This window comes from Bradyrhizobium sp. LTSP849, assembly GCF_000938255.1.
In the GTDB taxonomy this organism is placed as follows: Bacteria; Pseudomonadota; Alphaproteobacteria; order Rhizobiales; family Xanthobacteraceae; genus Bradyrhizobium.
In genome coordinates this window covers 1-15,631 of the sequence record NZ_JYMR01000018.1, presented here as the reverse complement: position 1 = coordinate 15,631, position 15,631 = coordinate 1, and the positions used below count along the sequence as shown (strand labels likewise).

At 61.6% G+C, this 15,631-nt stretch carries 19 protein-coding genes; 5 read left to right on the top strand and 14 right to left on the bottom strand.

Going from position 1 to position 15,631, the window contains the following annotated elements:
* Positions 1 to 15: 15 nt before the first annotated feature.
* From UB31_RS13535 to UB31_RS13525, 3 genes are read right to left on the bottom strand one after another with little or no spacing between them, the layout of a single operon-like run.
* Positions 16 to 582 (bottom strand): YceI family protein, encoded by a 567-nt coding sequence (locus UB31_RS13535; protein WP_050031899.1) that lies wholly within the window; start codon positions 580 to 582, stop codon positions 16 to 18.
* Positions 582 to 1,142, bottom strand: coding sequence for a cytochrome b (locus UB31_RS13530; protein WP_045005510.1), 561 nt, complete (start codon positions 1,140 to 1,142; stop codon positions 582 to 584). Before UB31_RS13530 ends, UB31_RS13535 begins: the two co-directional genes overlap by 1 nt.
* Entirely contained in the window at positions 1,139 to 1,708 is a 570-nt protein-coding gene (locus UB31_RS13525) for a YceI family protein (protein WP_063775629.1), read from the bottom strand. The genes UB31_RS13530 and UB31_RS13525 overlap by 4 nt, the downstream gene beginning before the upstream one ends.
* A 109-nt stretch (positions 1,709 to 1,817) precedes the next feature.
* Between UB31_RS13525 and UB31_RS13520 the strand changes: the two genes are divergently transcribed.
* The gene (locus UB31_RS13520; RefSeq protein ID WP_082078521.1) at positions 1,818 to 2,684 is read left to right on the top strand and encodes an IclR family transcriptional regulator; all 867 of its coding nucleotides are present in this window, start codon (positions 1,818 to 1,820) and stop codon (positions 2,682 to 2,684) included.
* A 153-nt stretch (positions 2,685 to 2,837) separates the two neighbouring features.
* Here UB31_RS13520 and UB31_RS13515 read toward each other — a convergent pair whose 3' ends face one another.
* Positions 2,838 to 3,260 carry a DoxX family protein gene (locus tag UB31_RS13515; protein ID WP_045005511.1) on the bottom strand — a complete coding sequence of 141 codons (423 nt, stop codon included), beginning with the start codon at positions 3,258 to 3,260 and terminating at the stop codon, positions 2,838 to 2,840.
* A 296-nt stretch (positions 3,261 to 3,556) separates the two neighbouring features.
* Here UB31_RS13515 and UB31_RS41415 point away from each other — a divergent pair, with 296 nt between their 5' ends.
* Positions 3,557 to 3,697 (top strand): hypothetical protein, encoded by a 141-nt coding sequence (locus UB31_RS41415; RefSeq protein WP_156175330.1) that lies wholly within the window; start codon positions 3,557 to 3,559, stop codon positions 3,695 to 3,697.
* Positions 3,698 to 3,788: 91 nt separating this feature from the next.
* Entirely contained in the window at positions 3,789 to 4,748 is a 960-nt protein-coding gene (locus UB31_RS13510) for a LysR family transcriptional regulator (protein ID WP_050031905.1), read from the top strand.
* A gap of 35 nt (positions 4,749 to 4,783) precedes the next feature.
* Here UB31_RS13510 and UB31_RS13505 read toward each other — a convergent pair whose 3' ends face one another.
* The 6 genes from UB31_RS13505 to megL all read right to left on the bottom strand — a co-directional run bounded on the left by UB31_RS13505 (position 4,784) and on the right by megL (position 10,677).
* The gene (locus UB31_RS13505; RefSeq protein WP_045011192.1) at positions 4,784 to 5,692 is read right to left on the bottom strand and encodes a PhzF family phenazine biosynthesis protein; all 909 of its coding nucleotides are present in this window, start codon (positions 5,690 to 5,692) and stop codon (positions 4,784 to 4,786) included.
* Between the two features lie 8 nt (positions 5,693 to 5,700).
* Complete coding sequence (locus UB31_RS13500) at positions 5,701 to 6,738, bottom strand: ABC transporter substrate-binding protein (protein WP_045011191.1); 1,038 nt, start codon at positions 6,736 to 6,738, stop codon at positions 5,701 to 5,703.
* Positions 6,739 to 6,783: 45 nt separating this feature from the next.
* Positions 6,784 to 7,572, bottom strand: coding sequence for an ABC transporter permease (locus UB31_RS13495; RefSeq protein ID WP_050031906.1), 789 nt, complete (start codon positions 7,570 to 7,572; stop codon positions 6,784 to 6,786).
* Positions 7,573 to 7,583: 11 nt separating this feature from the next.
* Positions 7,584 to 8,399: an ABC transporter ATP-binding protein gene (locus UB31_RS13490; RefSeq protein WP_045011190.1), complete on the bottom strand. Its 816-nt coding sequence runs from the start codon at positions 8,397 to 8,399 to the stop codon at positions 7,584 to 7,586.
* Positions 8,400 to 8,485: 86 nt separating this feature from the next.
* A complete protein-coding gene (locus UB31_RS39890; protein ID WP_197090815.1) occupies positions 8,486 to 9,319 on the bottom strand; it encodes a helix-turn-helix domain-containing protein in 834 nt (277 codons plus the stop codon).
* Between the two features lie 158 nt (positions 9,320 to 9,477).
* Positions 9,478 to 10,677 carry a methionine gamma-lyase gene (megL, locus tag UB31_RS13480; protein WP_045011189.1) on the bottom strand — a complete coding sequence of 400 codons (1,200 nt, stop codon included), beginning with the start codon at positions 10,675 to 10,677 and terminating at the stop codon, positions 9,478 to 9,480.
* A 156-nt stretch (positions 10,678 to 10,833) separates the two neighbouring features.
* Between megL and UB31_RS13475 the strand changes: the two genes are divergently transcribed.
* A complete protein-coding gene (locus UB31_RS13475) occupies positions 10,834 to 11,349 on the top strand; it encodes an Lrp/AsnC family transcriptional regulator (RefSeq protein WP_045011188.1) in 516 nt (171 codons plus the stop codon).
* A 181-nt stretch (positions 11,350 to 11,530) separates the two neighbouring features.
* Here UB31_RS13475 and UB31_RS13470 read toward each other — a convergent pair whose 3' ends face one another.
* Positions 11,531 to 12,283: an SDR family NAD(P)-dependent oxidoreductase gene (locus UB31_RS13470; protein ID WP_045011187.1), complete on the bottom strand. Its 753-nt coding sequence runs from the start codon at positions 12,281 to 12,283 to the stop codon at positions 11,531 to 11,533.
* A 93-nt stretch (positions 12,284 to 12,376) separates the two neighbouring features.
* Between UB31_RS13470 and UB31_RS13465 the strand changes: the two genes are divergently transcribed.
* Entirely contained in the window at positions 12,377 to 12,688 is a 312-nt protein-coding gene (locus UB31_RS13465; RefSeq protein WP_045011186.1) for an ArsR/SmtB family transcription factor, read from the top strand.
* A 469-nt stretch (positions 12,689 to 13,157) separates the two neighbouring features.
* Here the strand turns inward: UB31_RS13465 and tnpC are convergent, their stop codons facing one another.
* From tnpC to tnpA, 3 genes are all read right to left on the bottom strand, one after another.
* Positions 13,158 to 14,786, bottom strand: a complete 1,629-nt coding sequence (tnpC, locus tag UB31_RS13455) for an IS66 family transposase (RefSeq protein WP_044999807.1) — start codon at positions 14,784 to 14,786, stop codon at positions 13,158 to 13,160.
* Positions 14,787 to 14,856: 70 nt separating this feature from the next.
* Positions 14,857 to 15,204 carry an IS66 family insertion sequence element accessory protein TnpB gene (gene tnpB / locus UB31_RS13450; RefSeq protein WP_044999806.1) on the bottom strand — a complete coding sequence of 116 codons (348 nt, stop codon included), beginning with the start codon at positions 15,202 to 15,204 and terminating at the stop codon, positions 14,857 to 14,859.
* Positions 15,201 to 15,596, bottom strand: coding sequence for an IS66-like element accessory protein TnpA (tnpA, locus tag UB31_RS13445; protein WP_044999804.1), 396 nt, complete (start codon positions 15,594 to 15,596; stop codon positions 15,201 to 15,203). Before tnpA ends, tnpB begins: the two co-directional genes overlap by 4 nt.
* Positions 15,597 to 15,631 lie beyond the last annotated feature (35 nt).

Here is a 15,631-nt window from a genome sequence, read left to right as displayed (position 1 = left end):
TCAACGATGATGGAATCAATTCCGCTTTGCTTCCAGATGAATGGTCAGGCTCACTGTTTTCCCGACCATGTCGGAGGCGGTCCACATCCCCTGGCCGATGCCGAATGTGGTGCGATCCAAATCCAGCTTCGCATCCATCCGCGCGATCTCGCCGTTAATATCGAGCGTGAAAGGCAAGGCAACCGGCTGCTTGACGTCGCGGAGCGACAGCGTGCCGCGGGCCATGAAGCCCTTTTCGGTCCGCTCGAAAGTCTCGGCTTCAAATACGGCTCGCGGAAATCGCGCGATGTCGAACCAGTCGGACTTGGGGAGTTCGCGGTCCCGGTCTTCCGCGCCGGTCGAAACGCTGGCGGCATCCACTTCGACCCGCACTTTCGATGAGGGGAGGTCGTTGGGGTCGAACGCGATGTCGGAGCTGAACCGCCGGAACTCTCCCTTGACCGTTGCCCCTGCTTGACTCACCTCGAATTCGATCCGGCTTGCGGCCGTGACCGGTATCCATCGGGTGGCAGCCTGTCCGGCGCCGACGCCGACGAGCAGATTTCCAACGACCGCGACGGCAACATGACGCAATACGCTCATCACCGTCTCCGCAACGTCGGAACGCTCGGCAGCATTCGCTGCAATATCGAATCGCGCATGATCACCCGGTGGTAGAGCGCCGCGCCGACGTGGAGAGAAACGAGTCCGACGACTCCCCATCCCAGCAGCCAATGAGCGGACCGCCAAAGCTCTCTCATATCCGTGCCGCCACCGAGGAGCGGGGGTACGTCGATCAGGCCGAAGAACGAGAGCGGAAATCCAACGCTCGAATTATAGGCCCATCCACTCAGCGGGAGACCGAACATCAGAAGATAGAGACCGAAATGAGTGGCATTGGCGGCGCGACGCTGCCACTCCGGTGTCCCCGTCGGCTTGGGTGGTGGCGGCCGCAGCCTCTGCCAGACGATACGGACGATGGCGAGCACCAAGATCAAGAGGCCGAGAGATTTGTGGAGGGCGTACGCTTCCATTTTGCCTGGACTGAGCGGCATCCTGACCATCTGCCAGCCGATCACGAACAGGGCGGCAATGATCGCGGCGCTTCCCCAGTGAAATAGAATGGCCGGGCCGCTGTAGCGCGTAACCGCCGTCTGATTCATGACGCACCGAACTCGACATCAACGGTGATCGTGACGTCATCACCAACCATCGGAAGAAAACCCATGATCTTGAAGTCGCTGCGTTTGATAACGCCGCTCGCCGCGAACCCGATCCGCTGCGCGCCTGTGATCGGATGCTTGCCCTTCTTCTGGAGCGTCGCGTTCAACGTGACCGGGTGAGTCACACCGTGCAATGTCAGATCGCCGGTGATTTTGGCGGTCGATTCGCCGGACCGTTCCACCTTGGTGGAAACAAACTTCATTTCCGGAAAGCGGTCCGTTTCGAGAAAATTGCCGCCGCGTACCGCGTTCGACCTGCCGGCGTCGAATGCATCGATACTCGCCGCGTTGATGCGAACCTCAAGTCGGGCCTCCTCAGGCGCCTTTTCGTCGATCGAAAGCTGTCCCTGAACCTCTCTGAACACCCCTCGACTGATCGAGAAGCCCAGATGATCCAGCGAATACATGACCGAGGTATGGGTGCTATCGAGGCTGAAGTTTTCGGCGTAGGCCGGAAGCAGACCAAGCAGCAAACCCAAAGCGGTGAAACGAGCCAGTTTGAACACAATGCCTCCAGGATCAGATCGACATATCTGCTATAATCCCATTATTTGGGATTTAAAACTTTCTTATTTGTAATGAATCTCGTATACTGAATATGTTGAGGTAAAGGCCGTGGCAGGAACTGGATCAGTCCAACACCTTTCAGCGCTCCTGGATCTATTCACCGACCGGCAATGGATCGTGACCATTGACGAGGTGATGGCCAAACTGGAGCTTCCCCGCAGCACGGCCTATCGGACGGTGGGCGCATTGAGCCGCGCAGGATTCCTCGACCGCGTATCCGACGAGGGCTATTCGCTCGGGCCGAGAATCCTTCAGCTTTATCGATTGCTGCAAGTCGGTGATCCCCTGCTCCAGGTCGCACGCCCCGTTTGCATGGCCTTGGCGGCGACTGCCCCGCGCGGAAGTGCTGTTCTGCTTTGCCGGTCGTATTTCGATGGCGTGATGTGCGTCCATCAAGAGATGGCGCCGGGACCGCAGGAGGCGGTGAGCTATCAGGTCGGGCGCCCGATGCCGCTATATCGCGGCTCCTCGTCAAAGACCGTTCTCGCCGCGCTGGATCGCCCGCGGCTGACAAAACTGTACGATCGGCAGTCGGATGATATCAGGCGAGCGGGCTTCGGCGAGAGCCGCGAGGCGTTTTTGGCAAACGTCAAAGCGATCCAGCGCGCAGGCTATTGCGTCGCGCGCGGCGAGGTCGACAAGGGACGCATTGGCATCTCTTCCCCGTTCGCGGACAAGGGTATCGGATTGACCGGCTGCATCAGCCTGGTTCTGTCCGAGGCATCATCGACCGAAGAGGACATCAGCAGGGCGATTGTTCAGGTCGCTGCGGCCGCGCACGACACCATGCAACGCCTCGCGGTCTGGAAGCCTGCAACGCGTTCCTCGGACATCGACTCTCCGGCACGGCCGGACGCAACCAACCGAGCGACCGCGTCCGGATCGCCGAGTCGAAGAGCTCGGTCTACGTCGTAGCATCGGTGGTGCCGTTCGGCTCTTCGCCGGGCGGAGCCGGCAAACAACCGGCAAACAAGAAGCCCGCCAAACGGCGGGCTTCTTCACATCGGAGAACTTTGAACCCAGGCGCGTGATGGTGTCATGTCTCCCGTCGCCGGGTTCGAATTCGGCCTAGCCGGTGACAGTTGCCCCGGCGTAGGACGCCGTGCTCTTGGCGCGGTTGTCGATGCTGAGCGCGCCGGCGCCGAAGGCCGCGATCTGGAGCAGTCCACCGGCCATCATCACGTTCTTGAGGAAGTGAATCATCTGGTTCTGGTCGGCGAAGTTGCTGTGAAATGCAACAGCGGTCGCGATCGAGAACACGGCGAGCGCAAGCCCGACGGCGCGGGCCTGGTAGCCGGCGATCAGCAGCAGGCCACCGCCCAGTTCGACGACGACGGCCACGGCATAAGCAAGCGGCGGTAGCGGCAGCCCCGCCGAACTGATGAGGGCCGTGGTCGCCGCGTAGGCGCCCAGCTTGCCGAGGCCGCTCATGGCAAACGGGAGGCCGATCAGAAGACGGCCGGCGAAGGGAAGATAACGGGTGAAGCTCATGATCGTGGTCCTTGCTTGCGATGATTGAATTTCGGCGAGCCAAGCCTTGATTTCGCAGGCCTTGGCCTCGCCGGTCGCGAACCCTGTCGGCGTCCGCTTCCCCCCTGTTATCGGTCTGAACCGGTCTGGCGATTAGTCGGTCAATTTCAGACGGATCGTTCCATCTGGTGAACGATCGCCGGCCAGCAGCAGCCTTGCGCGACGTCGTTCAGCCAATGGAACGGTCCGTCCGACCCACGCCGGCTAATGCGGCGGATCAACCGTCTCTATAACCGGTCCATCGAAGGAGACGGATCATGTTCGACATGTTGAAAATCAAGCTGATCGCAACGCTGCGAAGCTTCCAGCACGCCTGTCTGACACCGGTCATGCGGGACGATGACGGAGACGACGGTGACATCGCGACGCCGAAGAGCTGCGGGGACGATGATCTCTGAAGCGAGACTGATTTCTGAAGCGAGATTTGGGGCCCGTCGACCCGCTTTCCGGTCGACAGCAGCGATTCGGCGTTGAAAGCCGGGAGAATTTATGATGCGGATGAATGCCCTGATCCCGCCGAACGCGGGAGGAATTGACCCGGCGGCGCCCTTCATGCGGGACTTCAACGATCTCTACTTCTTCGCGGCCGTGGTCAAGCACGAGGGATTTTCGGCAGCGGCCCGCGCACTCGGCTTGCCTAAGTCCAGGATCAGCCGCCATGTCGCGCTGCTGGAGGAGCAGCTGGGCGTTCGCCTGATCGAGCGATCGACGCGCCGTCTGAGCATCACGGCCGTCGGCCGGGACGTTTATCGGTACGCGCAAACCGTGGTCGACGCCGCAGACGCCGTGGATGAAGTCGCCCTGCGGATGAAATCCGAACCTCAGGGCCTCGTCCGCATCGGCTGCCCCGTCGGCGTCCAGAGGACGCTTGCGCCGAAACTGCCCGAGCTTTTCGCGAAATATCCGCGCCTCAGGACCCAGTTCCTCATCACCAACCGGCCCATCAACCTGATCGAGGAGCAGGTCGACGTCGCCATTCGCATCCGGGAAAATCTCGACACCGACGCCGAGATGCAAATGCGCAAGATCGGGATCAGCCGGAGGATTCTGGTCGCGAACACAGCCCTCCTCAGGGAGCATGGAGCGCCCAAGGAGGCGAGCGACCTTTCGCGGCTGCCGCTGCTCGATGCAACGGAAACGCCGGGTCCGCGCACATGGGAGCTTTCAGGCCCCCGGGGGCAAAAGGCCTCGATCGCGGTCGAGCCGAAGGTCTCGGCCGGTGACTTTGCCATTCTCATCGAGGCGGCCCAAGCCGGGATCGGCGTAGCCCTGCTGCCCGAAATTCAATGTCAGGACGCCCTGCGCGATGGACTGCTGGTCCGCATTCTGCCGGACTGGAGCGCCAAGGACGGCATCATCCATCTCGTGTTTCCGTCCCGGCGCGGCATGCTGCCCGGCGTTCGCGCCACGATTGATTTTCTCGCCACCGCGCTGAAGGCGCAGGTCTGAAGGCGCAGGTCTGAAGGCTAAAGTCTCGCTCGCTGTCATGAATCAGCCGTGGGCCTCGCGTCTTCGAGCTGCAAGATATGCGACTCCACGAGCGTCACGGAGCCGCCAAGAAGGCAGCCGACAGGCCGGCTGCCGGCGAAGCCGAGGCGAACGTGGATCTCGGACAAGGCATCCATGGCCCGCCCCTGCATGACAGTGATCCGCTCGCTGTTGCGTTCGACAAGGCCGTTCCTAAGCAGTCCGAACGCGAGTGCCGCGGCGGCGATGCCGGTGGCAGCATCTTCCGGGTAGCCTGATGATTTCGGAAACTGTCGCGCCTCGAAACGCCGTTCGCCCTGATGTTCGATGGCGTAGGGGTAAAGTCCAGTGGACCCGATCCGCCCACAGCACGCCTCGATCTGCGCCGGGTCCGGTACCAGCTCATTGAGCTCGCGGCCGCCCTTGATCGGGACGAGGGTCTTCACGCGCGACGTGACGGCGTTCTGCACCGGAAGATCAAGCAGATCGCCACGCGATATCTTGAGCGCAGACAGAACCTCATCCTCCTCGGCGCGCGTCAAATCGACGACCTTGCCGACCGGCTGGCTGATCTCGACAGATGGCTCACCCGAGCTTCCACGATCGACATAGCCTGTCACCGGTCCACTGAGCGTTTGGATGCGAACCTGTTCGCCCGGCAAACGGCCCTTGATCGCAAGGGCCCAGAGCGCACCAATCGTCGCGTGACCACACATCTCCATCTCATGCCGCGGAACCCAGAACCGGAAAGTATAGTCGGAGTCGAGGCCTGGGGCCGGCAGCACGAAACCCGATTCGTGCCCGAAATGCCGGGCCACCGACTGCATTCCCGCGCTCGGAAGGTTCGATGCATCGACGACGATTGGACAAGGGTTGCCACCGCGCCCCAGGTGCGTGAACACACTGACAAGTTCGATCTCGGTCATCGGACGGCTCACTTCATGGACGGCGCGACGGCATCGACGATCGCGTTGGTGTAGGATTCTGCGACCGGAACGGTGACAGGCCTCCGTTCGGCCTCTTGCAGGAAACCGTAGTTCTGCAACATACCTGCCTCGTCGATTTTCGGATTGTCGCCGAATGACGGAAGGCTCAACGCCCAGGCCATGTCGAACTCGCCCTTTGGCACCTGCGTAAAAAAGGGACGCACCGCCTCCCGAGCTTCATCCGGATTTGTCTTTGCAAATCGAAGCCCCTTCCAGAGGGCTCGGACCACCTTCTGCGCCATCTCGGGCTTTCCGGCAATCCAGTCATTCCGCGCGATCAAGGTATAGAAGAGAAAGTTGGCAAACGGCGGATACTCGCCCTTGGCAAAATTGAACAGCATGGCACCGCCAAAACGCTCGATGCCCGTCGTCGAGGTCGGCGCGGACAATGCATATCCATCGATGCGCTTCTGACCGAAGGCGGCGAGCATGCTGCCGCCTCCCCCGATCGGCGTGATGGTCATGTCGCGATCCGGATTCAATCCGCCGAACTGCGCAATGTGCCGGACCATCAGGTCGGTCAGGCTGCCGGGCCCGGCCACGGCAATGGTGAGCCCTTTCAAGGCCGCCGCCTTCGCCTTGGGATCCGACAGATTGGCCAGGTCGATCCTCTTGGCGACGTCGGCCGACAGAACCAGGTCGGAGCCGAACTGGGTCTGCACCGCGGCAAACGACTTCAACAACTGCCCCTTCTCCTGTGCCCTCAATTGGACGGTCGGGCTGCCGACATAGATGTCGGATTGACCACCCAGCACGGCGGCCAGCGCTTCGGCGCCTCCCTTGGAGAAGGTGATCACCTCGGCATCCAGGCTCTCCTGCTCGAAGAACCCCTTGGTTCGCGCCACGTAGATCGGAATGTAGATGAAGCCCTCGCTGGGCTGACCAAGGACGACCTTCTGCTTCGACTGCGCAATGACGGGGGCTCCGAGAATGCCGGCGACACCTGCGCTGGTGATTGCGATTGCCTTACGGCGTGTGACTGGCATGTTGATCTCCGCGGGACGAAAGGGCGAGTGGGTGCGAACGACGCGCTACACGGTGGTTTCGCGGTGTTCTTCGGCCTGTTTCCAGGGCATGAGCATTCGCTCAGCCGTCTTGACCGCAAGATTCAGCAGCATCGTGAGAGCGACAATCGCGATCAGGGCCGCGAACACGCCGGGCGTATCGAATTTGGCAGCGGCGTTGGAAACGAGGTAGCCGAGGCCTCTGTTGGAGGCGATGATCTCGCCGACGATCGCGCCAATCAGCGCATACGGCACCGACAGCCGCAGGCCGGCAAAGACCCAATTGATCGCGGAAGGCAGCACCAGCTTCGTCATCAATTGGCGTTCGGACGCTCCCATCAGGCGGATGACGGTCAACTGCTCTCTGCTCACACTGCGAACACCGGTGTAGGTATTGAGGAAGACGAGGAAGAAAACGGTGGCGGCAGCCAGCACGATCTTCATTTCAATGCCGATGCCGAGCCACAGCACGAACAGTGGCGCCAAAGCGACCTTGGGAAGGCTGTACAAAGCGGTCAGGAATGGATCCAGAATATCGGCAAGAAGACGCGAACTGCCGAGAAGCAAACCCACGACGATGCCGGCGCCCCCGCCAATCAAGAAGCCGAGCAAGGCCTCGACGGTCGTGATCGAGGCGTGGAACAACAACTCCCCGCTTCTCAACGCCGACCAGAAACTCGCGGCAATGATGGATGGCGTCGAAACATAGAACTCGCTCCCCGACCAGGTCGACCCGACTTGCCAACCCAACAGCAGGAACATCAGGAGCCCGAGGCGGGCGAGCAGGATCGTCGATGTCGACGGAGCTTTCTCCATGACGTGCCTCCTCAGGCTGTTGCCGCAAGTGGAGTCGGCGAGGACGAATTCAGGTCCGGCGTCAGCAGCGTCCACAGCTCGTTGGTGAAGGCGTGGTGGCGCGCGTCGAATCGCAAGCGCATCAGGTCGCGATCCCTGGGCAGCGGATTGTCGACAATTTTCGCGACCGTGCCCGGGCGGCCCTGGAACACCGCGCATTTGTCCCCCAACGCGGCAGCCTCCTCGATGTCGTGCGTCACGAACATCACGGTGAGATTGACGCTCCGGCAGATTCGCAGGAGTTCGGCCTGGAGGGTCATCCTGAGTTGCGCATCCAATGCACCGAATGGCTCGTCGAGCAGAAGCGTTTCGCGGTCGGCGGCGAGCAGTCTCGCCAGCGCGCAGCGCTTCCGCATGCCGCCGGAGATCTGGCTCGGATATGATCTGGCGAAGTCCTCAAGTCCGACCAGCGCCAGGAGCTCTGCTATCCGCGCCTCACGTTGACTGCGAGGAAGTCTGGCGATTTCCAGTGGGACCGAGATGTTCTCTACAACCGTCCGCCATGACAGCAGATGGTCCTGCTGCGTCATGTAGGCGACCTTCGGATTCAATCCGACGACAGGCGCGCCGTCATAGGCGACCTGCCCCGCGCTCGGCCCGATCAGCCCGGCAACCAGATTGAGCAGCGTGGACTTTCCGCAGCCGGACGGCCCCAGCAGCATCGCGACTTCACCACGCTTGATCGACATCGTGACACCACGAATCGCGGTGTGGCTCTCGGCGCCGATCTGGAAAGTCTTCATCACATCCGTGAAGGTGATGAAGTCGTCCCGCTGGACATTTTCCATTGTGATCTGCTCACCCTCGCCATGTCGAACTCCGGCAAGGATTGAGGGTAAGGGCGAATGCCGCCCTGTGCGCGACCGGACGGGCCCTATGTCCCGTCAGATCGGGCCATACCCTTACGTATGTCCGTGGGCGTAAGGCCGACCACGCGCCGCATGGTCCGGGCGAGGGACGAGCCGGATTCAAATCCAACCCGCCAGGCGACTTCTCCGACAGGCAAATTCGTCTCCAGCAGGAGTTCGCGCGCCCGCATCACCCGCTCCCGCTCGTGACATTCCAGCAGCGACATGCCGGTCTTCTCACGAAACAAACGCGTGACATGCCGCCTGGAGAGACCGAAGAAATCAGCGATCACATCCAGCGGCAGGTCGTTGGCGACATTTTGCCTGATGAAGCTCTTGATCTCGGACACGAGCGCGTCGCCATGACCTTCGGCACGGGCCGCCGAAAGTTGCTCGCTGCGTTCGATCTGAGACAGGCAATTGATCAGAAGCGCCGCCGCGACATGGCCTCGCGCGGTGCGGTTTGCCACATCGTCGGGATCTGCCGCTGCCTGGCACAGGCTCTGGAGCGATCGTATCTCCGGGGTCATCGAAAAGAAGGCGGGCAGATCAAGCCTGGCCCGGACCCGGCTCAGCGATCCCAGGCGCGCCTCGATCCTGGCGAACTGCTCGTCGGTCGTGTAGATCGCCAGATGACGATGTCCGCTGCGGGCCGCGGCAGTCTGGTGCGCCAGGCCCCCTCGTACCGCAACGAAACGGTCCTCGCTCAGCCAGGCCCCCGACTTTCTCGTCTCATCGCGAAAATCGACGGCGCCGGTGCGAGGCAGGAAAATCATCAGGCCGTCATGCCAGTGCCACGGCATGAAGTAGTCACCGCCTCCACCCATCAGCGTAAGCTGATCGTCGTCGGCGACGAGCATGGTTGCGGCCGCCGTATCCCGAAGCTGCTGAATGGACCGGAACATGCCGCCAAGCTAGCAGATGTCCGGCGGTTGGAAAGATCAAGATCACGCCACGCCAGGCCCGAACTGCCCAGATCGCCGAGCGATATCGAGCTCAGGCGAGCGCCTGAACCTTTCTATTGCTCGATCTTGGAAAGAGCCCCGAAGATATCGGCGCGCAGATCCTCGTAGTCCTCCAGGCCGACCGACAAGCGGATGAGCCCATCGGTGAATCCGTGCCTGGTACGCTCCTCAGGCGCGTATGTCGCGTGCGTCATGCTGGCGGGATGCTGAACCAGGGTCTCGGCGTCGCCGAGGCTGACCGCACGGGTCACCAAGGCTGTCGCATCCATGAATGCCTTGCCGGCGGCGAGCCCGCCCTTGAGTTCCATCGCGATCATGCCGCCATAGGCCTTCATTTGCCGGGTCGCGAGCGCATGCTGAGGATGACTGGAAAGGCCAGGAAAGAAAACGCGCGCGACCGCGGGATGGCCCTCGAGGTCGTGGGCCAATCGTTCGGCGGTCGCGCAATGGCGATCCATTCGCAGCGACAGGGTCTTGAGGCCGCGGAGAACAAGGAATGCATCCAGCGCGGAAATGCATGCGCCGTTCATTTCCTTGATACCGATGAAACGAAACTGGTCGACGAGTTCCTTGCGCGAGACGACGACGCCCGCCAGCAGATCGCCGTGGCCGCCGAGATATTTCGTCGCCGAATGAACGACGATATCGGCACCGAGTGTCAAAGGTCGCTGTAGATAGGGTGTGCAGTAGGTGTTGTCGACGACGAACAACGCGCCATGCCGGGAGGTGATTTCGGAAATGGCGGCGATGTCGACGACGCGCATGTTCGGATTGGACGGCGTTTCCGTGATGACCAGTCGCGTCTTCGGGCCGATCGCAGCCGCAACATTGGCCGCGTCAGTCATGTCTACAAAGCGCGTGGTGATTCCAAATCGCTCGAGATGATGGTGAAGCAGGGCGAAGGTGCAGCCATAAAGCGTCTTGTCGGCGATGATCTCGTCCCCGGCTTTGGCGAGCGTCCAGATGACCGCTGTCAGCGCCCCCATGCCCGATGACGTCGCAAGGCCGGCTTCACCCTCTTCCAACGCGGCGAGACGGGTTTCCAGAACAGTGGCCGTCGGGTTGCCGACGCGACCGTAGATATATCCCTGTGCTTCGCCTGCAAAACGCGCGCTACCAGACTCCGTTGTGTCGAAGGCGTATGTCGATGTCAGGAAGACCGGCGGATTCAAAGCGCCGTGGTAGTCGAGAGGGTCGTATCCGAAATGGATCGCTCTGGTGGCGAACCCTTGCTGTTCGTTACGTCGTGACATCACAATCCTTCCCGGCTCAGAGCGCACAACGTGGCCAGTAGCCGCCCCGGCGAGCTGTCCGCTCGCCGAGCGCGTCGTCCGTCAAATCAGCGGCGATCGGCCCCACCAGCCATAATTAATCTGCAAAATTCGACATTATACTGATATTACATCGGCATGGATAAAGATCGACCGAATGAATCACGGGATATCACTCAGACTCCCGACCTTGACCGAATTGACGTCGGCATTTTGCGGCTTTTGCAGAATAACGCCCGGCTCTCGGTCAAAGAGATCGCCGCCGAGATCGGCCTTGCACCCTCCACCACGCATGAGCGGATCAGAAGGATGCGTGAGACCGGCATCCTGCTGGGAACTCATGTCGAGGTGAATCCCAAGGCGCTCGGCATCGGGCTCGAAGCATTGCTGATGATCGAGCTCTCGAAACACAACCGCGGCATCGTCGATCAGTTCTTGGACGAGATTGTCAGCGTGCCCGAAGTGAGGTCAGCCTTCCTCGTTTCCGGGCGCTACGATCTGGTCGTTCATGTCGTGGTCCACGACACCCAGCACCTCAAGGATCTTGCGCTCGATCAGTTCACGATCCGGCCAGGCGTCACGCGCATTGAGACGTCGATCATTTTCGACGCCAGACGGCGGTACGAGCTACCGGTCTTCCGCCCGCTGAGATGAGACCTGAATGACTCGCGCTGATGTCGGGATCCGTCCCCCGCAAAACAAAAATGGCCCGCTTGATGCGGGCCATTTTCTCATCGGAACCGGATGTCCGAACTTGGTTGCGGAGATACACCACCACCGACCATGCCGGGACGACGGCCTTCAGCACCGTCGGCCGGCCAAAGTTCGTGCCTTGTCAGCGCAGCCCGCCGGTGACGTGAAGTGTCTCGCCCGTGATGTAGGATGCATCGTCCGACGCGAAGAAGGCCACCGCGGCGGCGATCTCCTCAACCTTGCCGATGCGGCCGAGCGGGGTGGCGGATTCGATCCAGTTGCGCATGTCGCCCTCGTGCAGGCCGGCGGAGACGACGCCTTCTGTGGCGATCATACCCGGATTGACGGCGTTGACGCGGATCTTGCGCGGCGCCAGCTCCTTGGCCAGCACGGCGGAGATTGCATCCACCGATGCTTTCGTCGCGGTGTAGACGGCGGTGTTCGCCGGCGCGATGGTCGATACGCCGGAGCTGATGTTGATGATGCTTCCGCCATTGGGGTTGAAGTGCTTCGACGCTTCACCCGAGACCAACAGCAGGCCAAGCACGTTGAGGTCGAAATGCTTGTGGAAATGCTCAGGCGTGATGGCCTCGAGCGGGGCGAATTCGTAAACGCCCGCGTTGTTGACCAAGATGTCGATCGCACCGAACGCCTTCACGGTCTCTGCGACCACGCTCTTCACGTCCTTGGAGTCGGCCAGGTTGCCGTGGACCGCGACGGCCTTGCCACCCTTGGCGACGATGGCCGCGACCACGCGGTCGGCGGCCTGCTTGCTGGTGCTGTAGTTGACAGCGACCGCCGCACCCTCAGCCGCAAGCCGGGTAGCGATTTCGGCACCGATGCCTTTGGATGCGCCGGTCACGAGCGCAACTTTTCCTTCGAGTCTCTTGGTCATCGCAGTTCTCCATGATCCGGCTGTACGCGATATTCAATAGTTCAATACTAGTGAACTATTGAATAAGTTCAAGGGAGGCGCTATATTTTAGTCATGGTGCAGTTCGTTCACCCATCGCGGGACGAGATTACGCTGGCCGGGGTGCTTGCAGCTCTCGCGGATCCGATGCGGCTGCGCATTGTCAAAAGCCTGGCCGCGCAAAACGATTGTATGTCGTGCACCGAAGCGGCGCCTTGCCCTGAGATGGCGAAATCAACCCTGTCGAACCATTTCCGCATCCTGCGCGAAGCCGGCCTGATCCGGACGTCAAAGCAGGGCGTCCAGCACCGCAACGTTTTGCGCGAGGGGGACATCAATGCGCGGTTTCCGAAACTGTTGAAGATGATCCTGAGCTTTCCTGATTGAGGGCAGTCGCGCGCGACAGCAGATTTGCGGGAGGGTGTCGCTGACGTTTCCACCCGGAGCGGTGGTCAAACAAGAATAGCCCGCGTGATACGGGCCATTTTCGGAGATTGCAGTCCGGTGCACTCAACTCTGACGGCGCGTTGAGTGCACCGTAACTCCCCCGCCATGTGCCAAATATGTGCCATGTAGCTTTTGGAAATCCCTGACAACGCGTGGTTTTCCAAGATGCGGCAGACTTACCCGTCGCTGGGGGTCGAGGCGGGAGGAATCCAGTCCGCCGGGCGATGAAACACCGTTTTTCGGTCGCCAGCTTTGAGCAGCCGGTAGTGCGCCCAAGTCATGTCGCTGACCAATTCATCGCCCGCATCCGTGACCATGTGCCTTACATGGGGGAAGTGTCCAAACTGGCAGGCGAAGTGCCGATTCATAGTAAGCATCCGGCGAAGACCGCGCGCGGGTCATTTTCGGCTCAGGCGGCTTGATCAACGTTCCGGATGGCAGAGCGCCAATTCCATGGCAGCAGTTCGTCGAGCCTTTGGACGGGATGCTCGGCGATGCGCGCCAGAACGTCGGCGAGCCAGGCTTGCGGATCGACGTCGTTCATCTTGGCGGTGACGATCAGGCTGTACATCACCGCCGCCCGCTCGCCGCCGCGATCCGAGCCGCAGAACAACCACGACTTCCGACCTAAAGCGATGCCGCGCACGCCACGCTCCGCCGCATTGTTGGACAGGCAGATGCGGCCGTCATCGAGGAAGCGGGTAAATGCGCTCCAGCGCTTGAGCATGTAGTCCATGGCCTTGGCGACATCGTTGCTGCGCGAGAGCTTGGCGCGTTGTGTGCGCATCCAGGCTTCCAGATCGGCCACGAGCGGCGCGCTGAGTTCCCGGCGAACTGCCTGGCGCCTTTCGGCGCTCTGACCGTTGATGGTCCGCTCGATCTCGAACAGGGCGTCGATCCGGCGGACTGTTTCCAGCGCCAGCGGCGAGATCACTGCCGGCCTCTTGCCCTGAGCCTTGCGACGCGCATTCTCGGCCAGATCAGCCATCACGAAGAACGGCCGCCGGGCATGGACCCAGCACGCGGCTTCCAGGATCGGACCTGCGTTGCGGCCCGGTTCGTAAAGCCTGCCATAGCCGCCATAGGCATCGGCCTGGAAGATTCCGCTGTAGTTGGCCAAGTGAGCCTGGGGATGCTCGCCGGCCCGATCGCGCGAGTAATAGAACACCGCGCCCGGCGGGGCCTGCCCTCCAAAAGGCTTGTCGTCGCGCACATAGACCCAGATCCGGCCGGTGTCGGTCTTGCCTTTGGCCAGGACCGGAACCGTGGTGTCGTCCCCGTGCAATCGCTCGGCGCTCAGTACGTAGGCCTCGAGGCGCTTGAACAAAGGTGCCAGCGCCGCGGTGCAGCCGCCGACCTGGTCGGCCAGGGTCGACAGACTGATCGGCACGCCCTCCTTGGCATAGCGCTCCGCTTGCCGGTTCAGCGGCTGATGTTGACCAAACTTCTCGAACAGCACCATCGCCAGCAGGCTTGGCCCCGCCCAGCCGCGGGCAAGCACATGGAACGGCGCCGGAGCCTGGCTGATCTTCTCGCAATCACGGCAAGTAAACTTCTCGCGGACGTGCTGGATCACTTTCCAGGATTTCGGGATCACCTCCAGCGTCTCGGTGATGTCCTCGCCGAGCTTGGACAGCCGCGCGCCGCCACAGCAGGCGCACGCCACAGGTCCCGGCACGATCACCCGCTCGCGAGGTAGATGCTCCGGGAACGGCTGGCGTGACGGCCGCTTGCGCGTGAACGACGCCACCTTCGTGGTTTTGGCCGCGGCCATTTCGGCGGCGAGTTCGTCCTCCGTCGCCGAACTCTCCAGCTCCTCCAGCGTCAGTTCAAGCTGATCCAATAGCCGCGCGGTACGCTCCGAGCGCGGACCATGGCGGTCGCGGTTGAGTTTCTCGATCTGCAGCTTCAGATGGGCGATCAACGCCTGGTCGTCGGACTGCCGGGCACGGGCGGCCGCAGCCTCCGCCCGAGCAACGATCAATGCCGCTTGCAGCGTTTCGATGTCGTCTGGCAGCGATTCAAGGCCGTCACCCATGGCCCCGATGGAATCACAAAAGAGGCGATTTGAGGCGTCTTTTCTTCCGCACCTCAGAACTTTTTTGAGCCTATCCTGCGCTCTGTGGCCGCCACGTGTGCTGCGGATTGCGCCAGTCGATCGCCTCCAGCAGATAACTCATCTGCGCCGCGCTCAGCCCCACCACACCGCCCACCGTCGCCGGCCAGACAAAACGGCCACGGTCCAACCGCTTCGCGTAGAGCGACAATCCAATTCCATCGTGCCACAAGGCCTTGATCAGCGAACCGCCGCGTCCGCGGAACACGAAGACATCTCCGGCGAACGGATCGCGACCAAGGCTTTCCTGCACCAATAATGACAAACCCTGCATGCCCTTGCGCATGTCAGTGTAGCCGGTCGCAATCCAGATGCGTGCGCTCGAAGAGACTGGGATCATCGACGCTCCAGAACCTGCAGCACCCGCGCCAGGGCGGCCGCATCGACGCCCGCATCGACAATCACCCGACGATCCCGGCCAACGACGATCACCATCTGCCCGCTCGTCGCTGTGGCAGCAACCGCCGGCTCGACCTCAGCGGCAAGGACGACCCGCGCAAAGCCGGATTGCTCGCTTTGAGGGCTGATCGGCTCGGGACCGAACGAGCGCCGCCATGTCATCAGCAACGAACGTGATATGCCATGGCGTCTTGCTGTCGACGATATCGCGCGCGGCGCTTGAAAGCTTTCGGTCACGATCCGCAGCTTTTCGTCATCCGACCAGCGTCGCCGGCGACCAGTCTCGACCACCTCAAGCCGTTCAAGCTGAGTACTGCGCTTATGGCTGTCCATAAGGACTGTTACGCACCAATTGGACTAATCCAACA